This is a genomic window from Flavobacterium sp. PL02, from assembly GCF_035013205.1.
Classification (GTDB): Bacteria; Bacteroidota; Bacteroidia; order Flavobacteriales; family Flavobacteriaceae; genus Flavobacterium.
Genome location: NZ_JAYGJP010000003.1, coordinates 1 through 22,763 on the forward strand (window position 1 = coordinate 1; position 22,763 = coordinate 22,763).

Genomic DNA, 22,763 nt, shown 5'->3' on the forward strand with positions numbered 1-22,763 from the left:
CACCCGTGCGCCGGTCTCTGCTCCCGAAGAAGCATACCCCTCGACTTGCATGTGTTAAGCCTGCCGCTAGCGTTCATCCTGAGCCAGGATCAAACTCTTCATCGTATATTTTAATATTATATTCGACTAATGATTCTATCGGTTTTATTCAAATCTATCGATTCTATTACTCTTATTTTGTTGTTTTAAGATCTCTCTTAAAACGGCTGTCAATTCAATATGTCTAGGAACGTGTTCTTCTTTTTTTAATATCGCTTGTTTCTCAAAGCGGGTGCAAAAATAGAAAAGTCTTTTCTAACTGGCAAGAAATTTGTGAAGTTTTTTTTGGAAAATTTTCATCTTCGTTTTCTTCTTTCTTATCAATCTTTCAAGGAACTTTCCGTTGTTTTGCGGGGTGCAAATGTAACATCCGTTTTCCATTCTCACAAGCTTTTCTAAATCTTTTTTTTAGAATTTTATTTCTAATTCGATTCGTCTTGCTTGTCAGTATTTAAAGGAACGTTTGTCGTTGTTGCGGGTGCAAAACTACCACCTTTATCTAGATAAACAATACCTTTTATGGAGTATTTTTGGTTTATTTTTTATTCTTTTCTTAACACTCTGATAACACACTCCTTACGGTCTGTTATTTTTTATTGTTTTCTACATACTTTAGGCACTTTACGGCGTTTGCCCCGTTTTTCCCTTGGTTTTGCTGGATTTCTTGGGGTTTCTCGCATTCTTGTTTCTCGCAGATTTAGCTGATTGAGCAGATTTTGAGCTACCTATCCCTGATAGCCACGAAGCATCGGGGAAAATCCTTGGCCTTTTTCCTTTAAAAGGACAACACTGGAGCGTCCCGAAGCTTCGAGAGCAGGAAACAGCTCCTAAAAAAGCTTCTCCTATATAGTATAGCATAAACTCTCTCTTATATATAAGGTAAAACACTCCTTATATATAGGTACATAAAAAGAAGAAGCCCTCTCATAATTATGAGCGGGCTTCTTCTTAGGTTTTTGAGAAATAGAATTCTTAATTCGTTTTCATTGGTGGCAAATCGAATGCTTTTGAATCGTGTTCGAAGTTGTTACGATGTGAACCGTCACAAAAAGGTTTGTTGACAGATAATCCACAACGACAAAGCCCTAATGCAGCTCTTCCTTGTAATCCGTAAACTGTTCCTTCTGAATCCAATATTTCGAAATCACCTTCTATCTTGATAGATCCGTTTTTATTAATTATTAGTTTAGTCTTACTCATAATGTTCTTTTCTTTTTTTTTGCATCAAAGATTGCAAAATATATTCCGAACGATTTGCATTAGATTGTGGTTTTTATGGATTGAAGGCTTAGTTTAAATTAATTCTACTTTATGAGGTAAGCTATTACACGAAGTCTCACAAAGGCTACACAGAGATTCACAAAGGTTTTTTAAATAATTCTTCGCAATGCTTTGAGATAATTTGAGGAAAAGCTATTACACAAAGTCTCACAAAGGCTACACAGAGGTTCGCAAAGGTTTTTTATTCGCATTGCTTTAGGGTTCTCTTTGTGACTCTTTGCGGGACTTCGACTCTACTCGGTCTGACAATCCTATGAGCAAATTGTGCCTCAGAACCTCTCCTTTTTTGCTGCTATATTTTACAAAACTTCTCCTCTGCATCTTTGCCCTATAAATAACAAAATGTGATGATTTCTAGCCCAGATAGGAACGGCATCCTTTGCTTGCCTTCTTTAGGCAAGTAAAGATAAAGTGGATAGCTGGAAATAGCTCCTGATAAAAAAGAATATCCCGAAGCGTCGGGACTCAATTCTATTGCTTATTTTTGCACAGAATTTATCATAATAAAACCTAAAGTCGGCTTATATTACGGCTTTATCAGAAAAATAAAAATCAATTTTATGTTACAAAATCCTAAGAGATATACCATTACTGCTGCTTTACCTTATACGAACGGACCGATACACATTGGCCATTTGGCGGGCGTTTACGTGCCATCGGACATTTATTCTCGCTACTTACGTATGCAGGGGAAAGATGTGGCTTTTATTTGCGGAAGCGATGAGCACGGTGTGGCGATTTCTATGAAAGCTAAAAAGGAAGGTATTACTCCGCAAGAGGTTATTAACAAATATGACGGAATTATCCGTAAATCTTTTATCGATTTCGGAATTTCTTTTGATAATTATTCTAGAACTTCGGCTAAAATTCATCATGATACGGCTTCGGAATTTTTTAGAACGTTGTATGATAAAGGTGATTTTATTGAAGAAGTAACGGAACAATTATATGATGCTAAAGCGAATCAGTTTCTTGCTGATCGTTTTGTGGTTGGGACTTGTCCTAAATGTGGCAATGAGGAAGCATATGGTGATCAGTGCGAAAAATGTGGATCTACGCTTAATGCTACTGATTTAATCAACCCGAAATCGACTATTACTGGTGAAACTCCTATTTTAAAATCGACTAAACACTGGTTTTTACCTCTAGACAGATATACTGATTTTTTGACGGAATGGATTTTGGTCGGTCATAAAAATGACTGGAAACCTAATGTTTATGGTCAGGTAAAATCGTGGGTTGATGGCGGACTTGAACCTCGTGCTGTAACGCGTGACCTTGATTGGGGTATTGATGTTCCTGTGGAAGGTGCTGAAGGAAAGAAATTATATGTTTGGTTTGATGCTCCTATCGGTTACATCTCATCGACTAAAGAATGGGCTGCACGCGAAGGTAAAGATTGGGAACCGTACTGGAAGGATGAAGATACTAAACTGGTACATTTTATTGGGAAAGACAATATTGTTTTTCACTGTATTATTTTCCCTGCAATGCTTAAAGCTGAAGGAAGTTATATTTTGCCAGACAATGTTCCTGCAAATGAGTTTTTGAATTTGGAAGGAAACAAACTTTCGACTTCTAAGAACTGGGCGGTTTGGTTACACGAATATTTAGAAGATTTTCCTGAGAAGCAAGATGTTTTGCGTTATGCACTGACAGCTAATGCTCCGGAAACTAAAGATAATGATTTTACCTGGAAAGATTTTCAGGCTAGAAACAACAATGAATTGGTTGCCGTTTTTGGTAACTTTATTAATCGTGTTGTGGTTTTAACTAATAAATATTACGACGGTTTTATTCCTACTCCAAATGAATTAACGGAGATTGACGAAGCTACTCTAGCTGAATTAAAAGCATATCCTGCTGTTATTTCTAGTTCGGTAGAACGTTACAGATTCCGTGAAGCTTTGGGCGAATTAATGAATGTTGCTCGTTTGGGTAATAAATATCTTGCTGATGAAGAGCCTTGGAAAGTTATGAAAGACAATCCGGAGCGTGTAAAAACTCAGATGTATGTAGCTTTACAAATTGCTGCTGCGTTGAGCATTTTATCTGAACCGTTCTTACCTTTTACTGCTACTAAATTATCGAGAATATTAAAGAATGAAGGCAAACTAAAATGGAGTGACATCGCTGAAACTTCGGATTTAATTCCTGCTGGACACCAGATTGGTGAAGCTGAATTACTTTTTGCTAAGATTGAAGATGAAGAAATTCAGAAACAAATAGATAAACTAGAAGCTACAAAAACTGCTAATCTAGCTGAAAACAAGCAACCTGAACCTCAGAAAGATTTGATTCAGTTTGAGGATTTTGCCAAAATGGATTTGCGTGTAGGAACTATCCTTGAAGCGGAAAAGATGCCGAAAGCTAATAAACTTTTGATTCTGAAAGTTGATACTGGAATTGATGTTCGTACAATTGTTTCGGGAATTGCTGAGAGTTTTTCGCCAGAAGAAATAGTTGGAAAACGTGTAACTGTGCTAGCAAACTTAGCTCCAAGAGCATTACGTGGCGTTGAAAGTCAAGGTATGATCTTAATGACTACAAATGCTGAAGGAAAATTGGTTTTTGTAAATCCTGATGCCGAGGCTGCAAATGGAGAAACGATAAATTAAGGAATTTATTAAATCCTTCTGAGTACACTAAAACCAAACTCAAAAAGTATGAATTTAAAAACTAGTGCAAAATATTTATTAATTTATTTATTATTAAACACAATAGGTTTTTTATTAGCTTTTAGAGTTTGGTGGGGTGACTCTTTGATTCTTTCAGAGTTAAATTTGTCTACCATAATATTATTGTTTTCTATTGGAATATCTTGGTTTGGTATTTTATCTATTAGCGTGATGATAAGTAGAAAACTAATTTTACAAACTGATACTTCTGAATTTATTTCTCTTTTAGGATTGGTAAATAGCGAGTACTTATCTTCAGAAATTGGAATAGATAAAGCTAAAAAATTAAAATCTACAATTAGTTTAATTGCTTTCCCTCTTTTACTACTTACAATTATCTCTTTTATTTTTTCAATGAAACTTTATGAAAACAATCAATTGAAAAACTATGGTGTTATTGAAAGTGTTAATGTGAAAGAAATTCATTACGACATCAAACAGAATCCATATATATATTTTGAGTATCAAAATAAAAATCACAATACAAACCTTCCTGCTCATACATTAAAAGTAAATGACATTACAAAAATTATATATTCTTCAAGAAATCCAAAAATTATAAAATATTTTGATGAATATAAAAATGAATAATTGTGATCTTGAAAACATTAAAAAATAAAAATCACAAAAAGATTAGCATTAGTGTTGATATTTAAAACACTCTTGTTTCCATTTTCCTTATTATTGGATAAAATTTTAAAGATGTGCAAATGCACATCTTTTTTTTGTGCTATCAATTTATAGTTGTACGTTTACTTTTGCAAAACATACCCGGGGAGTATTTCTAATAACTTATTCATAAGTTACAAAAACCAACCCTATGAAAATAGAAAATCAAAAACTATCACATCATGATGTAATGCCATCCGTGGCAAACTTCCTTTCTGCCCTTTGGCTTGAAGGTGAATTTAGAAACCAACCCGAATATTTAACTGAAATATTCGGGTTGATTCTAGAATCTGAAATTGGGAATAATCTCGATATCAGAACTAAAATGATTGGTTGCATAAAAACTAGTCGGATGCTCGCCAAATCACTTGAGCCTTTTTCGGATAAACAAATAGAAAGAGCCTGTAATAAAATGGTTAATGTCTGAGATTAAAATAATAAAACGCGTGAATTTCTTAATTGATTCACGCGTTTTTTACTTTAAAAAAAACTTTTCTTAACTAATTATATTTAAGAGAAAAACAAGATATTAGCCAGACAAAAATCACCCCTCAAATAAATTAAAAATGCTTAAAAAATTACTCCTTACCTATTTGTTTTTAAATAGTTTGGCTTCTTTCTCGCAAGAAATCGTAAGCTCTACAACTGTTGATTTAAAGAAGAACCGTGATGTTTTTCAGACTATAAATGATGATAAAAAAGAAGTTACATTATTTGTTAGTGATAAAGTAAAGGTAAAAGCCATTCGCCTTAACGAAAAAATGCAAATTATAGACAGTATTTCTACTGAAAGACCAAACACTAAGATGTACTCTAATATGATTGGTAACAATATTAGTAATGATAATACAAGATTATTTTGGGCATCAAACGATTATGAAGATATTTTTACTCAATTGTATGACTTTAATAGTCGAAAAATAATAACGCAACAATATACCCTTCTTTTTAAAAATGAAAAGATTTTGCAAAAATTTAGTGGAAATGAAAATTTCTATATTTTAAGCGTTATCAAAAAAAGTAATAATTTCAAACTTCATATTTTTGACAAAGAAGGTAATCATAAAGAACAAATAATCAATTTAGATGGATTTCGTTTTTTTAGATATGGTTATACCAGAACAGATTTGTATGGTGTTTTTGAAGAAAACCTACTTCCTTTTGAAATTCCTTTTACATTGCAAAATATCAATGTTAAGAATCCAACTTCTTTAACCGATGCTGCAAAAAAGAGAAAATGCTATTTTGATAATAAACAAATCGTAATAACTCTTGATTCCAATATTGATTACACTCAAGTTATTCGTATTGATTTAGAACGTTTTATTGCTACTGAAAGAATGGTAAAAAAACATTCAATTGGAGCGAGTGAACGCTATTATCTGAATTCAAACTCTTTCTTTTTTAACAATAAATTATATCAGGTAAAAACCTCTTCTGAATTGTTTTATTTTACAATAAAAGATTTAGACGATAATATAATAAAAGAATACTTCGCCAATGCAGCTAATCCGATCGACTTTAAAAATTCTGAAATTTATCAGGAAGGTGGAGCTTTTGGAGGAAAAAGAACTCTAGATAACAGCTCTCAATTTATACGAAAAATAAACAATTTAAACACTGCTATTTCTTGTTACCATATGGGAGAAAGCACTTTGATAACATTTGGAGGCGTCTCTGCAGGACAGCAATCTGGCGGTCAAGCGGCAATGAATCAATTTGGACTTATTGGTGCAATAGCTGGAGCTGTGTTTTTTAGCCCGACAATGGAAAGCTTTAATTCCTATTCTAACAAAAAAGTAGTTAAAGTTGAAGGTCTATTCGACAATGAAGGAAATCACATAAAAGGAGATTTACAACCGTTAGCATTTGATAAGATTCGAACTTTTTTTGATGACAATAATGATGTATCCTCACAAACACTATTTAAAACTGATTCTTATTATTTGGGCTATTATGATAATAAGACTAAAGAATATATTATAAGAAAATTTGTAGACTAAAATCTATCTCTGTTCTTACTTTTTAATTTCGAATACTAACCGCGTGAATTTCTTAATTGATTCACGCGTTTTTTACTTTTAAACACATCGCAAATAATTTTAATTTGCTGTATTTTTGCCAAAAAAAGACTTCCCGTAAGGCATAATTTAAAAGCTTAATTAAGTATATTGTACTAAGCTTGAAAAACTTTAAAAATGAAAATTACAAAACCAAGATTAGCATTAATCTGTGGAATACTCTGCATATCTATTTTCCCTATATTGGTTAAATTGAAACTAGCACCTGGATTAATTTCGGCTTTTTATCGCATGACGTTTGCTATAATATTGCTTTTACCTTATGTGCTTATCACAAAAAGTTTTAAACTTCCAAAAACAAAATTCGTGCTTTTAGCTGCACTTTGTGGCATATTATTCTCGTCTGATGTTGCTGTTTGGAATATTGCCATTCAGGATTCAAGTGCAACACAAGCTTCGTTGCTAACAAATTTGTCCCCGCTTTGGGTTGGGATTGGTTCTTTTTTCTTTTTGAAAGTAAGACCTGCAACTAATTTCTGGATTGGAACTGTTGTAGCATTATTTGGAATGATTACTTTAGTTGGTTTTAGTTTTTTCCTGGAATTGAATTTTGATCAGGCTTTTCTGTTAGCTGTTTTATCAGGGATTTTATATTCGATTTATCTTTTGGTGAGCAAAAATGTCCTTACAGAAGTTGATGTTTTATCGTTTATGACTATTAGTTTATTGACTTCAAGTCTTTATTTGGGGATTCTTTGCTATGCCTTAAACGAACCTTTTACTGGATTTTCAAATACCGGATGGTTTGTATTAGTGCTTCAGGCTGTAATTTGTCAGTTGTGCGCTTGGCTTTCTATAAGTTATGCTACCCAACATATGCGAGCTACAAGAGTTTCGTTAAGTTTATTAAGTCAGGCGGTACTAACTTCGATATTGGCTTGGTTATTCTTAGAAGAAAAAATAACTTTACAGATGATTTTCGGTGGAATTATTTTGTTATTCGGAATTCGGATTACATTTTACGATAAAACTATTTCAATTAAGAAACTGCTTTCTAAGAATTAGAACTGGGATGCGAAAATAGAGCGCAGATTAAACAGATTCGCTAAAGCGAAAACACAGATAAAAACGGATTTTTTAATTTTTAACGATAAAGTTTCTCGCAGATTTGGTAGATTGATCAGATTATTTTTTAATTCTTTGAAATCCATTTAATCTGTGGCAAAAAAATAGAGCGCGGATTAAACAGATTCGCTAAAGCGAAAACACGAATAAAAACGGATTTTTTAATTTTTAACGATAAAGTTTCTCGCAGATTTGGCAGATTAAGCAGATTATTTTTTAATTCTTTGAAATCCATTTAATCTGTGGCAAAAAAATAGAACGCGGATGTCGCAGATTCGCTAAAGCGAAAACACGAATAAAAACGGATTTTTAATTTTTAAAAGAAAAGTTTCACGCAGATTTGGCAGATTGAGCAGATTATTTTTTAATTCTTTGAAATCCATTTAATCTGTGGCAAAAAAACAGAACGCGGATGTCGCAGATTCGCTAAAGCGAAAACACGAATAAAAACGGATTTTTAATTTTTAACGATAAAGTTTCTCGCAGATTTGGCAGATTGAGCAGATTATTTTTTAATTTTTTAAAATCCATTTAATCTGTGGCAAAAAATAGAACGCGGATGTCGGAGATTTGTTAAAGCGAAAACGCAGATAAAAACGGCTTTTTAATTTTTAACGATAAAGTTTCTCGCAGATTTGGCAGATTGAGCAGATTATTTTTTAATTCTTTGAAATCCATTTAATCTGTGGCAAAAGAATTTAAACGAAGAAAACTTCAACCTTTAAACAAAATTTTTAAATGTTACATAAAGACAAAATATCAAAACTTAAAGTAATCGCATTTGATGCCGATGATACTTTATTTGTAAACGAACCTTATTTTCAGGAAACGGAACAAAAATTTTGTGTGTTGATGGAAGATTATCTTTCGCATCAAGGTTTATCACAGGAATTATTTAAAACCGAAATTCAGAATCTATCTTTATATGGTTACGGAATTAAAGGATATATTCTTTCGATGATTGAAGCAGCAATACAAATTTCGAATAATACGATTTCTATCGAGGTTATTGGAAAAATCATTGAGTATGGAAAAGAATTACTCGAGAAACCAATCGATTTGCTAGATGGTGTTGAAGAAACTCTAAAAGCACTTCATGGCAAGTACAAACTTGTTGTTGCTACAAAAGGTGACTTAAAAGATCAACATAGTAAATTACATCGTTCTGGTTTAGGTCACTATTTTCACCATATCGAAGTAATGTCTGACAAGCAAGAAATTGATTATGAAAAACTATTAAAGCGTTTGGATATTAAAGCTGATGAATTCTTAATGATTGGAAATTCATTAAAATCGGATGTTTTACCTGTTTTAGGAATTGGAGGATATGCGGTACATATTCCGTTTCATACAACTTGGGAACATGAGAAGATTAGTCATAAAGTAGAACACGAAAACTTCTTCGCTTTTGAAAAAATAACCGACGTAGTAAATAAATTAATATAATGAAAACCCTTTTGGATCTGGAAACTTGGAACAGAAAAGAACATTTTCTGTTTTTCAAGCAAATGGATGAGCCTTTTTTTGGAGTAACAGTCGAGATTGATTGTACGATTGCTTATACGAATGCGAAGAAATTAAATTCTTCTTTTTTTATTTATTATCTGCATAAAACATTAGTTGCTATAAATGCAATTGAACCTTTTAAGTATCGTATTGTCGAAGATCGGGTTTATATACACGATAGCATTAATGGTTCAGCAACAATTGGTCGTGAAGATGGTACTTTTGGATTTTCTTTAATTGAGTTTAATCCGGATTTTAAAATCTTTGAGCAAATTGCATTATCTGAAATCGAGCGTATACAAAATACAACGGGACTTTTTACCCGAACATTTAGTGAGGATAATCTCATTCATTTTTCCGCAATTCCCTGGATCAATTTCACTTCTCTATCTCATGCCAGAAGTTATACTTTTCCAGATAGTTGCCCAAAAATTTCCTTTGGAAAAATGATGATTTCTGAAACTGGAAAAAGAACTATTTCTATGTCTATTCATGTACATCATGGCTTAATGGATGCCTTACATGTAGGACTGTTTATAGATTATTTTCAAGAATTAATGAACACATAATCGAATAAAATCACCATAACATCTAAAAGTCAGCCATATAGCTGACTTTTTTATTTAATTACAGATTCTTGTTTTTGTCTTATCTTATTACTTTTATACCTTCTTTAGGATACGGAATTTTCTGATAATTTTGTTTGTTTGAACAAATTTAAAATTCCAAATTAAAATGAAAAAAATTACAATCATTCTGGCTTTTGCAATAGGTGCATCAAACTTACATGCACAGACAAAAACAGAAAAAACAACTGAAAATAATTACAATAAATGGTCTATAGAATTTGATGGTGGTTTTAACAAACCACAACGTCCATTTACTTCAGGTTATTCAACTTCTACAATAAGTCCGTTTACAGTTGATTTAGGAGCTCGATACATGTTTAATAACAAATTTGGTTTAAAAGCTGATTTGGGATATAACAGTTTTGAAGATGGTAAACACTCTCTAGACTTTAGTTCTAAATATTACAGATTCGGTTTACAAGGTGTTGCAAACTTAGGTAGGATCATGAATTTTGAATCTTGGACTAATACAATTGGTTTATTAGGACACGTAGGTGCTGGCGTAGGTCGATTTGAAAACGACAAATTAACTGATCAAGACTGGGTAGGTAATTTTATGGCTGGTATTACTGGTCAGATTAAATTATCTAACAGAGTTGCTTTAACAGGTGATTTCACTACTTTTCTTTTGGCTGAACAAGATGCTACATTTGATGGTACAAGAAACAGAAATATGAGAGGTTTTTCTGGACTTCTTTTTACTGGTACAGTAGGTTTAAACATTTACTTAGGCAAAAACGAAAAACATGCTGACTGGGTTATACTTGCACAAGATGCTGATGTTTCTGCATTAGAAAACAAATTAGCTGATCTTCAAACTCAAGTAAATAAAATTCCTGAGAAACAAGTAATTGTAGAAAAAGCAGTAATTGCTCCAATAGCACCTGAAAAAGATCTTGTTAAAGAAATGATCAACGATAAATATTACAGTGTTTATTTTGATTTTAACAAATCGACTCCAATAGAAAATTCTACTGCAGCTATTGATGTTGTTTTAACTTATTTAAGAAAAAATCCATCAACTACTCTTGATATTATTGGTTATGCTGATCAAGTTGGTAAATCAGATTATAACGATAAATTATCAAACTTAAGAGCTAATAACGTAAAAACTATTTTCGAAAAAGCTGGTATTTCATCTTCAAGATTAAATGTAGTTGGTAAAGGTGCTGATACATCTATTGAGAAAAACTCAGAAGAAGCTAGAAGATTGGCAAGAAGAGTTACTTTCCAAGTAAAATAAATTCTTTTTAATAAACTCTCAAGCCCTAAAAGATTTGTCTTTTAGGGCTTTTTTTATGCCACAAGAATTTTATTTAATCATGATCCACTCTCTATCTTACTATAGTTCTATAAGACTCATTATGAGCAATAACGAAACGATGTTGTATTTAGTCTGAATCTGAATTGTTTCTAATAAAGATTAAGGTTTCCTTGGATTGCTTAATTTTTTTTAACTTTACAAAAAACTCACGATTATGTTATCAAAAAATATAGAAACAGCGCTAAACAAGCAAATTCGCATAGAAGCAGAATCTTCTCAAACTTACTTATCTATGGCTTGTTGGGCAGAAGCTCACGGACTGGAAGGAATTGCAGAATTTATGTATACACAATCTGACGAAGAGCGTGCACATATGCTAAAACTAGTTCGTTATGTTAACGAGCGTGGAGGAGCAACAACAATTACAGATCTTAAAGCTCCTAAGACTAGTTACGCTACTTTTAAAGAAATGTTTGAAGAATTATACAAACATGAATTATTTGTTTCGGAATCTATCAACGAATTAGTACATATTACTTTCTCTGAGAAAGATTATGCTACTCATAACTTCTTACAATGGTACGTTTCTGAACAAATTGAAGAAGAAGCTACTGCAAAATCTATCTTAGATAAAATTAACTTAATTGGCGATGATAAAGGTGGTTTATACTTATTCGACCGTGACATCAAGCAACTAACTGTTACAAGTTCTATCGCAATTAATCCAAAATAGTTAAAGTTTATTTAGAATATATAAAAATAACTTATATTTGCATCAGTTTTTTAATTCACAGGAAAATTGGGCAAGAAAGATAAGGTTAAAGACAAGGACAAAAAAAAGGATAAAAAGAAAAAGAAGAAAAAAGATATCCTTGATAAAATTAAACGTGCTGAAAATTGCAAGTCGAGTTGTTGCGAAAAATACAAAAAAAGCGAAAACAAGCGTTGTAGTCGTTGCCCGATGTTTGATTTAATCAAAAAAGTTGCTTAACACTATTTTATAGATATATAAAATGCTCTCTTAATCGAGGGCATTTTTTTTATAACAAATTTCATTTCCCCCAGATAATTATTAGCCGATACAATTAACTCAATATTCCTTATGAGAAACAAACATATACACTTTATAGAACGACTAGATTTTTTTATCACACTAATAAGTCTAGGTTTATTAATTGTTTCCGGAATATTTATCCGCATCTTCGGATCTGAAATGTCTAATTATGATAAAGTATATTACCCTATTCTTATACCATTATTAATTTCATGTTTATTCTTTTCTCTAGCATTGTATAGCTTCATAAAAGCATATAAAAGAGCAATTATTTTTATAAATGAAATTCAAATAAACAACAAAAGCATAATCCTTAAAGGCTTAAGATATAATACAACTTGGGAGAAAACACTCGTGATTAAGAATATCGACATTAGTTTGAAAGAACAGGTAAACAGAAGACCGTATGTCTATTATTTAGAATTCATCGATGAAGACAACGCCAGATATTCTATCAATACCTCTTTCTATTGGAGTTATCCAGAAATATTAGCTATATATAAAGACATTAAAACTGCTGAAAATAAAAATCGGTAATAATATAAATTCTAAAACTTCCTTTTTTGATAAGGTGTTCCTTCACCATCTTCGCAGTAACTTTTTAGACTTAACAAAAACATCGCCCAATTATAATTACACCATTGATAAAATTCGGTCAGTTCGCGCCAATCAAAATGTTTAAGAACAACCGATGTTACTCCATTTTTTTCAGTTAAGTCAAATGAAATCTTTGTCCCGACCCACTCCGGATCTGACGCTACACATTCCCATAGTATTCTTTGGTTTGGAACTAATTCTAACACTTTCATTTTTGTGTTATCGTTATCTCCAAAATCAAACTCATTGATAAAACCCAATTCTGGCTTAACAATTAATTCTTCTGTCCAGACAGCACCAAGACCTTCTTGTGTTGTTAATGCCTTATAAACATCCGCAATGGGTGATTTGATATAATTGATGTGCTCGATTTTTTCCATTTTAATAACTAGTTATATTTTGCAAATACAAAGTTAAAAAGTTTTGTATATCTCTGACAAAGAACCTATTTAAAATAAAACTGGATTTAAACAGGGTAAATTAAATCTATAATATGGACTTTAAAAAACTCGAAAAAGATGAAATTAGCTTTATCAAAAACTGTCTAAAACCAAAAAAACCTCTTCTTTCGAAGAGGTTTTTGTACCCTTTACAGTTGAATTGTCGAACTTATTTGTTGAAGATTTGAAGAAATTATCTTATGCTTATTTAAAATTAACAAATAATAAAAAATAATTCGCAAGTGATGTTTTTTTAGAAATCGTTTTCCTCATGAGTCAAGAAAAATATCGTAAAAGGTTATTTTTTCTTTCAATTAGATAACTTGCAAATGAGGTTTATGTCAGTAAATCCAATCGGCATGACTTATTGGTAATTTGTTCAGTTCTGTTTTTAATTGTCTCCAATTTGGCAAATGAGTATCCATGAAATAAAGAAAATTGTCGTTATGGTGCCTTTCTAATAAATGCACCATTTCATGAAATATAATGTATTCTAAACAATGTTCAGGTTTCTTTGCTAATTCAAGATTTATCCAAATTCTTTTCTTCTCAATATTGCAAGAACCCCACTTGGTTTTCATTTGCTTTACTTGCCAATCGTCAACTTTTACATTTAATACTTTTTCCCATTTTTTAATAATAATTGGAATTTGCTTTTTTAGTTGAACACGATACCATTCTGTTAAAATCTCGTGTCGCTTCATTGTTGGTGTTTCGGGTTTAATGTGTACTTCAATGAACTTCTTGTTTTTCAAAACAATTTTAGGTGCTCCTGTGGTCTCAATTATTGTCATTAAATATCTTCTACCTTGGAAGTAATGACTTTCTCTCTGTTTATATTCTCTTTGTGAAATACGAACTTGTTCTTCAAACTTTCTTTGGTTGTTCTTTATCCACCCAAGTTTTGAAATAGCAAATAATCTGATTGTATCTTCATTTACATTTAATGGTGCAGCAATGCGAACCCTTCCAGTTGGTGGATAAACAGCAAGATGTATGTTCTTTATGTCTTTACGAACTACATCAATTTTAATATTGCTGATTGTAATTTGTTCCATTAATATTCTCGCTGATTTTTTACTACGTCAAAAATTCTATGAATTTCGTTTTCGTCTGTGATGTTATAATTGTTTAATACTTCAGTGATTGCATTTCTAACTGCTTTTGATTTTTGAATATTATCTCTCCAACCATCTTTCTTTGTTGTCAGAATTTTGTTATCCAAATCAATTGCCATATTCTCATTTCGACCTAAGTTGTCAAACAAGGCTCGTTTAGTGTTGGTGTTTATTGAAGTTGGGTAATCGGTTGTTGTGTTTGTTTTTTTAACTTTTCCCGAAAGTGAAATGATTTCATTTAAATACTTTTCGTATTCCAATGTTGCTTCTTTTCTCATTTTGATAAGCTCGTCCAAAAGGACACTCATCTTTTCATAATACATTGGGTTGGTCGGACTTTCCTCGATTATTACTTTTCTTAAATTGTTTTCTATGGCTTCTGCCATTGCTTCGGGATTGTCTATAATGCTTTTAGGTAAACTATCTAATGCATCTCTTCCTTTTTCTGCTAAGAGTTCAACTAAACTCATGTCGTTAAAATTAGCAAGCATTTGGCTTTCCTCAGCTCCTATGTAGCTGTCAATCAAATGCCGCATGGCTGGTTCGTATTGTTTTAAATCGATATAATCTCCACTTGCCAATTGAATTTCCTTGCGAACATTTTCAAAATGCTTAATATCTACTTTTATTTCTTGAATTTCCTTTTCATTGTAGCCAGCTTCTTTCATTTCATCAGCTATGTTGGCATAAGCCCGAATGAGAGAAATAGTAAATTTGTAAAGTGCAACTCTTCTAGGTTCTGTGTCTTTTAATTCATCAGGGTTTTCAGTGTCCTTACCACAGAAATAACGAATATGTTCAATAGTTTCTTTTGGTGGTTCAACTGGTTCAACCAATGCTTTTATGGCTTCTAACGCTTCATTCAATCGTTCCTTACCTTTTTGTAAGCGGTCTTTTAATAGTCCTTCAATATCTGATTTTTCATAACTGCTGAATGCTTCAGTTGTGTAATCATTAAATGCTACTTCCAAACTCTTGAACAAGTCCATGTAATCAATGATATAGCCGTAATCTTTATCGTCGCCATCCAAACGGTTTACACGGCAAACGGCTTGAAATAAATTGTGGTCTCTTAGTTTTTTGTCAATGTATAGGTAAGTTGCACTTGGTGCATCAAAACCAGTAAGCAATTTATTAACCACAATCAGCAATTTCATTTGTGCAGGTTCTTCCACAAATTTCTTTTTTACTTCTGTTTCAAATTGTTCTACTTTACTTAAGGCTGTTTCAGCATTTTCGTTGAAATAGTTTGCAAGCATCTTTCTGTAAATTTCGAAACGTTGTAATTTCTCTGTATAGTTGTCGCCTTCTCCTTTTATATCGGTTGCATTGGGAACAAATGACGTAATAATTGCACAATTTTTTAACCCTGCATTTTGAAACAGTTCATAATATCTGCAAGCATTGTAAATACTATCTGAAACCAAAATTGCATTTCCTCTACCGTTTTGCAATCGTTCTTTTTTCTCCATGTCCATTACAATGTCCAAGACAATTTTTTCTAATCTTGATTTTGAACTGAATACTTTTTTAAGCGTTCCCCAACGTTGTTTTAATTCGGCTTTGGCAAAGTCCGTCAGTCCTCTAGTTTTTAGTTCAAACCATTCATCAATCTTATCAGGTGAAGAAATGTTTTGTTCTATGTCTCTTGCTTCATATCTTAAATCTAACACCACTTTATCAAATACAGCTTCATTAAATTTGTATGTGTGAATATATCTACCGAAGACCTCTAAACTTGTCTGCTTGTCATTTTTAAGTAATGGTGTTCCAGTGAAACCTATGAATAGTGCATCAGGAATAAACTGTTTCATGGCATCATGTAGTTTGCCAGATTGTGTTCTATGACATTCGTCTACAAAAACATAAATATCTCCTTTGGCTTTAAAATCACTTGGAATGTTGCTTCGTAATTCTTTTAAATATTTTTCCACATCTTCGTCGGTGGCTCCTTCTGGATTGTCTTTTCCACCAAACTTATGAATGAGTGAACATATCAACCAAGGCGAAGTGTTGTTGAGTTGATACAATAAATCTTTTCCGCTTTTAGTTCGGTATATATCTTCTTGAACACCTTTGTAAACCTTTTCAATTTGCTCGTCCAGTTCTTCACGGTCGGTTATAATCAGCACTCTTGCGTTATCGTTAAATTCTCTTATCCATTTGGTAAGCCACACCATCGTTAAACTCTTTCCACTACCCTGCGTATGCCAGATAATGCCACCTTCTTTACGTTTTACAAAGTCCTGTGCTGATTTGATACCAAAATACTGGTTAGGTCTCGAATGCTTTTTAATACCTCTGTCATAAACAATAAAATCATGGAGTAATTCAATGAAACGTTCTTTGTGCAGAAGTTCAATAACATTCTTGTCCAATGGATAGTTATACTTAGCTGTACGTTCTCGAATAGGTTTTGTGAGTTCTAATAAATATGGATGCTCTTTATTGATTTCTTCATTTACTTCTTTCCATTTCAAAAAGTATTTTTCTTTGGTCTCTATAGCTCCATAAGCTAAACCTTCAATATCATTTCCTGCCATTACATATTGAATGGTGCTAAAAAAAGGCTTAATAAAAATATGTTTTTGATTATCTAGGTTTTGGCGAATACCTTCAGTAATGGAAACGGTGCTTCTTTTCAATTCTATCACGCCTAGTGCAATTCCGTTAACATACAATACAATGTCGGGGCGTTTTTTATGAATGCCTCTTATGGTTACTTCTTCAGCAATGGCAAAATCATTATTTATTGGATTATTCCAGTCAATTAGCCAAACTGTTTTTTTGTTTTGTCCAATTTCAGGTTGAACTGTTACACCATAACGAAGCAGTGCATACACTTCTTTGTTTACATCATAAAGAGATTTGCTTTGGTCGTTGGTAGCTTTGGTAAATTCGTAAATGGCTTTAGTTACTAAATTTTGGTCGTATTTATTCAATAACCAAGTCGATAAGATTTCTTCTTCTACATTGCTGTTGTTGTCTTTTTCTTCCCAATTGCCGAGATAACGATACTTCAATTCGTTTTGTATAAGAGCCACCACACGGTTTTGGGTTTCTCTTTCCAGTTTGCCAACTTTAGATTGAGTTGAACCTCCCATCATTCTATTTATTATTTCTTTTTTGAGTGATACAGCCAACTCATTTTCATGGTGTATCAGCATCAAGCCATCATCAGGTAACAAATCATCGCTGAATACACCTTGATACAGGTCGGCATAAAATTCATTCTTTTTGTATTTACCTAAATAAAAGTTGGTTTCCTGATTATTGTAAATGGGTTTTAAATCCATTTGACCTTCCAAGAAAAGGCTTACATCTTCTACGCTTACTTTCTTTCCAATGTATTCCAATGTTTCATCATCGAGCAAAGCAAAAAGATAATTGCTCTGTCTTTCGTCCTGACAAAAAATTAGTGTAGGAACTTCGTAATAGTATAATATTTTGATGTAAACTAACTTCATATTTCTATTTCTTGTATAGTTATGGCAGCAACATTAAATCCTTGTGAACGCCACCATGAATGATGATTTTTCCCAAAGGTTTGTTTGAGCAAACCATCCTTGTCGCTAAGTTTTAATACTGCAATTTTTTTTGACTTCTTTTTTCCTGACTGAATTTTGAATACCGCATTTATAAGCATATCCAAATCATCGAAAACTGAAAGTGACTTTTGAATGCATGCATCAGCTCTATCAATTAGTGTCTCATTAAACGGTGGAGCAATAAAACTATCTTCTATTGCATTGTTCCCTTTTAATTTTCTGAAATAAACCTTTTCACCATCAGGCACAAAAGCATTTTCATGAGGACAATTGCAGCCCACATTCAAATCCTCAAAATAAGTTGTTAAACTTTCTTCCATACTCTATACTAATCTAATTTTTCCAGTCAATAAACTTTGCATCATGCCCTGTTTTAGCATTTTGTATTTCTCTAATTTTCTTTCCAGTTCTTGTATTTCAGTGTCCATATCAAAAAGAATTTTTGCTATTTCTTTCTGCTCGTCAATTGTTTTAGGCTGAAGAAATTTGAAGGTTACAAAATCCTTTTGGTATAGGTGACTGATTGTAGAGCCAGCACTTAACTGGGAAAGAAAAATTGAAAACACTTCGGATAACAAAAGGTAGTAAAAGAATTCAGGATGAAAAGAATTAGCAATAGGTCTAATAACAAATACACCGCTATTCAAAGTTGCAGGTTGCGGAACCGACTTTATCAATGCTATTTTTCCAATCGTTCCGTCTTTTGTAACTAATACATCATGCTTTTTTACTTGAATATTTTTGTCTTGTTTGTATCGTTCTTCATTAACATAAAAGCAACTTTCCCAATCTATAAAACCGTTTTTAAACTCTGTTCCAGTTATTAGAAAGTAATTTCCAGTTTTCCTATATTCAGCAGTTGTAAGACCTTGCCAACCAATTCTTGCTTTTAATGTTGCAACTTTTCCAAGAATTTGTTCTTTCCAATCTTCTTTTGGTTTAAGCAACTCCTGCATTGCACCAGTTTTGATATTTCGCTTTTTGGTAAGAAGTTTTTCTAACTGCCCTATGAGTGCATCTGTGTTTTTTATAGTTGTTGCAATTGCTGTTTGTTCGTCTTTGGTGGGGGGAAGCGGGATAGGAAGATTTTTTAACTGTGTTCCAGTAATTAGCGGTTGACCAGAACCAAAAATCAGTTTATTGAGATTTGAATATTTAAGAAAGAAAAAAGCATAGTTTATGTCAATTTCTTTCTTTAACTGAATCATTAGTGTGTTATCCGAAACACAATATTCCCCTTCAACTTGATTGACTGTTCCCGCATTTGCACCAACTCTTGCTACTAAAATTCTTTTACCTTCATAATCGGGTTTTGAACTATGTCCTATAATTCCTGTAGAACCATAAATAAAATATTTACCCCCAATTGAAGATTGAGTTTTAGATTTTCCCGAAGCAATCGATGTTGTAATAGTTCCCAAGGTTTTATCATTCCAATCATTTGGAATAATTCCTGCATCTGTATTTTTAAAATCTTCTACCATTTGAAATTCATTTGTTTTAGATGGTTTTCAACTTTAACTGTCAAGAGATTTACATCTTCCGTTAGTTTTGGAATTGGCGTTTGATATCGGTCTGCCAATTCTTTTATCCGTTGTGTCAATCGGTGGCTGATGTTGTCCATTTCGGTGCGTATGCGTTGCTCCATGTTAGCCATCCATTTTTTCTCAACCACAAGTGTTTTTATTTCTTTAATGGTTAGTTTTGGATATTGTAGAATTACTTTCTCTTCCAGTTCTTCTAATGCTTTTTTTAGTTTGGCTTTATTTTCTGCTTCTGCTTCCAATAAGCTAATAAATTTCTGAATAATAATTATTTCTTTGATGTAGTCAGCTTCTGGAGTTACTTTTATGTTTCGTTCCAGTTTTTTCATTACAGTATCAACTAAATCATTCATCTTTTTTGCTGCTTTGGCGTTATTCTTTAGCGTTTCTACAAAAGTTTCAATAACTTTTTTCTCGTCAGCATCGGATGTAATTTTCAGTTTGTCAGTTAATCCCTTTTGAGTGATTTTGCCTTTGCCGTTTTTAAGTGCATCAATATTAGGGTTGCTATATTGATTTTTGAAAAAGGCATTGTATTTTGCTACCTCTTGTTCATGTTTAGAATACAACTTAAATTCACTCGAATAATATTCTTCCATGGCATGAATAGCGTAATCATTCAAAGCAATTTCTGCTTCCTTTTTGGTTGTTACACCTTGTAATGCAGATTCTTCACCTCCATATTCTTCTTGTAGTTCAGTCTTTTCACTAACAGCAGTTTCAACTTTTATTTCTAAATCTTCAATTTTCTTTTTTTCTGTTGAGAAATATTCTTGAATAATCAGATGGGGTGGAATTAAACGACCTTCTAAACCTTCAATTCCTTTTAATGTAACTGTTATTTCTTCCTCACCTTTTTTCTTCTTTTTTTCTTTATACTTTACCTCTTTACCTGCTTCCCAACCATCAGCAGCAATTTCATAAAAATCATCTTGCATTGCAGCATCATTGTTATTTTGCGGAGACCAATAATTCATCATGTGCTGATACATGGAGTATTTGTCTGTGAGTTGTTTTTTGTCGTAATGTTTAAGTAGGTTTTCAGAAATGATGCCTATTTCATGTTTTGGTCGCAAACCTTTGTCCAATGCCTTTGTGTAGGCAATGGTTTCGTTTTTCCATTTTGTAAATACTTCGTCCATCTTTTTGCCAAAGGCAGTAAATTCAGGATGATTGAAGATGGTGTTTTTAATTTCTTCGTTGGCAATATTTAGTTCGTAAAAGTCTGGTCGTTTGTCAATGGTTTTATACAAAGTGCTTTTCAGCGTTGGATAAACTTTCCAGTAATTTTCTAATGCTTCAATATCTCTTTTTGGAATACCACCTACCAAATGAGCTTCTATGTCTTGAATGTCCTCCGCCTCTTGACTGTCAATGTATCTAGGAATGTGTAAGTTGAAATCGTTTTTAGAGTCTTCAATTTCAGAAATAGGAATAAGTCTTGAAAACTTTGGTATTTTGCTTTGGTTGTTGAAGGTGTCCACAATTTTGTGAATGTCTTGTTCGCGAAGGCGGTTTTTGTTTCCATCTTTTATAAAACCTTTGCTGGCATCAATCATGAAAATGCTGTCTCTTTTGTCAGCATCTTCCTTGTCAATGATAATAAGCGAAGCAGCAATACCAGTTCCATAAAACAAGTTGGGCGGTAAACCAACTATTGCTTTTATATAACCTTTTTTAATTATTTTTTTGCGAATGTCTGCTTCGGCATTTCCTCTAAACAAAACGCCTAAAGGTAAAACAATGCAAGCCTTTCCTTTTGATTTTAGTGATTTAAATAAATGCAATAAAAAAGCATAATCACCATTCTTTTTTGGCGGAATAGCGTCATAACCTTCAAAACGTTTGTAAATATCACTCTTCGGGTCAAGTCCATTCATCCATTTTTTATAACTGAAGGGTGGATTTGCTACTGCATAATCAAATTGTTTTAGTTCGCCTGTTTCTTCATTCTTAAATTCAGGCGTTGACATGGTGTTGCCTTGTTTGATGTCTGCATCAGAAAAATTGTGCAACCACATGTTCATTACGGCTAATGCTCTTGTAGCATTGTCGTTTTCTTGTCCATAAATTGTAATACCATGTGGGGCGACATCAGCAGCTTTTAACAATAATGAGCCAGAACCGCAAGCTGGGTCATAAATGGTTTCGTCTTGGCTTTTTGATTTATTAATTCCAATTACTTGAGCCATTATCCTTGAAACTTCCGAAGGTGTGTAGAATTGTCCTTTGCTTTTTCCGCTTTCTGTTGCGAAATGTCGCATAAGGTACTCGTATGCATCCCCCAACAAGTCGTCTCCGTCTGCTCGGTTTTTACTAAAATCAAGTTCAGGTTTGTTGAAGATGTTAAGTAAGTTAGTGAGCAAATCAATTTTATCTTTACCACTTCCTAATTTTGCATTGTCCTCGAAGTCTGCTTCTGTAATTATACCAGTTAGTCCATTATTTTTTGCAAATTCTCCAATTATCGTGTTAATTTTATCGCCAATTTCTGGTTTGCCCCTATATGCAAGCATGTCGTAAAAAGTCGTTCCTTCTTTTAGTTCTACCAATGGGTCTCTCTTGTCGGAAACGTATTTCATAAACAATAGTACCAATACATAGTCCTTGTATTGACTTGCGTCCATGCTACCTCTAAGTTCGTCACAGCTTGCCCAAAGTGAGCTATATAGTTCAGATTTTTTTATTGCCATTATTCTTGTTGTATTCTATTAATTTATTATAAGTTTTCGAGTCAGTAAATATACTTTTAATATATCCGAAATAGTCATTTATGAAGTGGTTAAAAAGAAATATTTGGTATTTAATCTATAGCTAATTAATTGAAGAAACATTTCCTTAATAGTTATATCTTAACAATAAGATTTTTTTGACATAGAATATTTTTTGATTTGAATCTCAAAAAATTATTACAAATGTTTGAGGAGGAAATGGTTGTGAATTAGAAACTAAAATAATTAAAAAAAAACGACATTCTTGATTTTTCGTTAAAAGTTAAATCAAAAATAGGTAGAATTACGTGGTTTATTTGTTGCTTTAGCTTTTAAATTTACATTGTTTGTATTGAGGTTTTTTTACATATCTAAAACACTTTAATTAATAATAAATTTTTATCAGTCAGTTTAAAACTAATTAGAATCAGTGTATAAGGGGGTATTTCTCTATTATATCTGTTTTATTTGCAGTAAAAATAAGTCCTATTCTAGCCAGGAAATAAATAAATTTATTTCAACGCATTAGTTTGATTTAA

General features: G+C 32.5%; 17 protein-coding genes and 1 rRNA gene. 10 read left to right on the forward strand and 8 right to left on the reverse strand.

The annotated features are described in order from the left end of the window. A 16S ribosomal RNA gene (locus SHI72_RS10985) occupies positions 1-105 on the reverse strand; the annotation flags it as partial. 906 nt (positions 106-1,011) lie between these two features. Continuing rightward, positions 1,012-1,239 (reverse strand): CDGSH iron-sulfur domain-containing protein, encoded by a 228-nt coding sequence (locus SHI72_RS10990; RefSeq protein WP_039116640.1) that lies wholly within the window; start codon positions 1,237-1,239, stop codon positions 1,012-1,014. Positions 1,240-1,880: 641 nt separating this feature from the next. Here SHI72_RS10990 and metG point away from each other — a divergent pair. The 10 genes from metG (at position 1,881) to SHI72_RS11040 (ending at position 12,803) form a co-directional block, all read left to right on the forward strand. Continuing rightward, on the forward strand, positions 1,881-3,938 hold the full coding sequence (metG, locus tag SHI72_RS10995; RefSeq protein ID WP_039116590.1) for a methionine--tRNA ligase: 2,058 nt from the start codon (positions 1,881-1,883) through the stop codon (positions 3,936-3,938). A gap of 48 nt (positions 3,939-3,986) precedes the next feature. Continuing rightward, positions 3,987-4,589, forward strand: a complete 603-nt coding sequence (locus SHI72_RS11000; protein WP_323489984.1) for a hypothetical protein — start codon at positions 3,987-3,989, stop codon at positions 4,587-4,589. A gap of 229 nt (positions 4,590-4,818) precedes the next feature. Further along, entirely contained in the window at positions 4,819-5,094 is a 276-nt protein-coding gene (locus SHI72_RS11005; protein WP_323489985.1) for a hypothetical protein, read from the forward strand. A gap of 139 nt (positions 5,095-5,233) precedes the next feature. Further along, positions 5,234-6,670, forward strand: coding sequence for a hypothetical protein (locus tag SHI72_RS11010; RefSeq protein WP_323489986.1), 1,437 nt, complete (start codon positions 5,234-5,236; stop codon positions 6,668-6,670). A 195-nt stretch (positions 6,671-6,865) separates the two neighbouring features. Further along, a complete protein-coding gene (locus SHI72_RS11015; protein WP_323489987.1) occupies positions 6,866-7,753 on the forward strand; it encodes a DMT family transporter in 888 nt (295 codons plus the stop codon). Between the two features lie 798 nt (positions 7,754-8,551). Beyond that, positions 8,552-9,259: an HAD family hydrolase gene (locus tag SHI72_RS11020; RefSeq protein WP_039116599.1), complete on the forward strand. Its 708-nt coding sequence runs from the start codon at positions 8,552-8,554 to the stop codon at positions 9,257-9,259. Continuing rightward, positions 9,259-9,888: a chloramphenicol acetyltransferase gene (locus SHI72_RS11025; protein ID WP_323489988.1), complete on the forward strand. Its 630-nt coding sequence runs from the start codon at positions 9,259-9,261 to the stop codon at positions 9,886-9,888. Before SHI72_RS11020 ends, SHI72_RS11025 begins: the two co-directional genes overlap by 1 nt. Positions 9,889-10,054: 166 nt before the next feature. Beyond that, the gene (locus SHI72_RS11030) at positions 10,055-11,191 is read left to right on the forward strand and encodes an OmpA family protein (protein ID WP_323489989.1); all 1,137 of its coding nucleotides are present in this window, start codon (positions 10,055-10,057) and stop codon (positions 11,189-11,191) included. Between the two features lie 235 nt (positions 11,192-11,426). Beyond that, positions 11,427-11,945, forward strand: coding sequence for a ferritin (locus tag SHI72_RS11035; protein ID WP_035620004.1), 519 nt, complete (start codon positions 11,427-11,429; stop codon positions 11,943-11,945). 369 nt (positions 11,946-12,314) lie between these two features. Continuing rightward, on the forward strand, positions 12,315-12,803 hold the full coding sequence (locus SHI72_RS11040) for a hypothetical protein (RefSeq protein WP_323489990.1): 489 nt from the start codon (positions 12,315-12,317) through the stop codon (positions 12,801-12,803). 11 nt (positions 12,804-12,814) lie between these two features. Here SHI72_RS11040 and SHI72_RS11045 read toward each other — a convergent pair whose 3' ends face one another. The 6 genes from SHI72_RS11045 to SHI72_RS11070 form a co-directional block, all read right to left on the reverse strand. Continuing rightward, positions 12,815-13,243: an SRPBCC domain-containing protein gene (locus SHI72_RS11045; RefSeq protein ID WP_323489991.1), complete on the reverse strand. Its 429-nt coding sequence runs from the start codon at positions 13,241-13,243 to the stop codon at positions 12,815-12,817. A 401-nt stretch (positions 13,244-13,644) separates the two neighbouring features. After that, positions 13,645-14,361, reverse strand: a complete 717-nt coding sequence (locus SHI72_RS11050; RefSeq protein WP_323489992.1) for a SprT family zinc-dependent metalloprotease — start codon at positions 14,359-14,361, stop codon at positions 13,645-13,647. Then, positions 14,361-17,888, reverse strand: a complete 3,528-nt coding sequence (locus SHI72_RS11055; RefSeq protein ID WP_323489993.1) for an HsdR family type I site-specific deoxyribonuclease — start codon at positions 17,886-17,888, stop codon at positions 14,361-14,363. The genes SHI72_RS11050 and SHI72_RS11055 overlap by 1 nt, the downstream gene beginning before the upstream one ends. Continuing rightward, positions 17,885-18,289 (reverse strand): hypothetical protein, encoded by a 405-nt coding sequence (locus SHI72_RS11060; RefSeq protein ID WP_323489994.1) that lies wholly within the window; start codon positions 18,287-18,289, stop codon positions 17,885-17,887. Before SHI72_RS11060 ends, SHI72_RS11055 begins: the two co-directional genes overlap by 4 nt. 3 nt (positions 18,290-18,292) lie before the next feature. Next, positions 18,293-19,453 (reverse strand): restriction endonuclease subunit S, encoded by a 1,161-nt coding sequence (locus SHI72_RS11065; protein ID WP_323489995.1) that lies wholly within the window; start codon positions 19,451-19,453, stop codon positions 18,293-18,295. Next, a complete protein-coding gene (locus SHI72_RS11070; RefSeq protein WP_323489996.1) occupies positions 19,447-22,206 on the reverse strand; it encodes a type I restriction-modification system subunit M in 2,760 nt (919 codons plus the stop codon). The genes SHI72_RS11065 and SHI72_RS11070 overlap by 7 nt, the downstream gene beginning before the upstream one ends. Between the last annotated feature and the right edge of the window lie 557 nt (positions 22,207-22,763).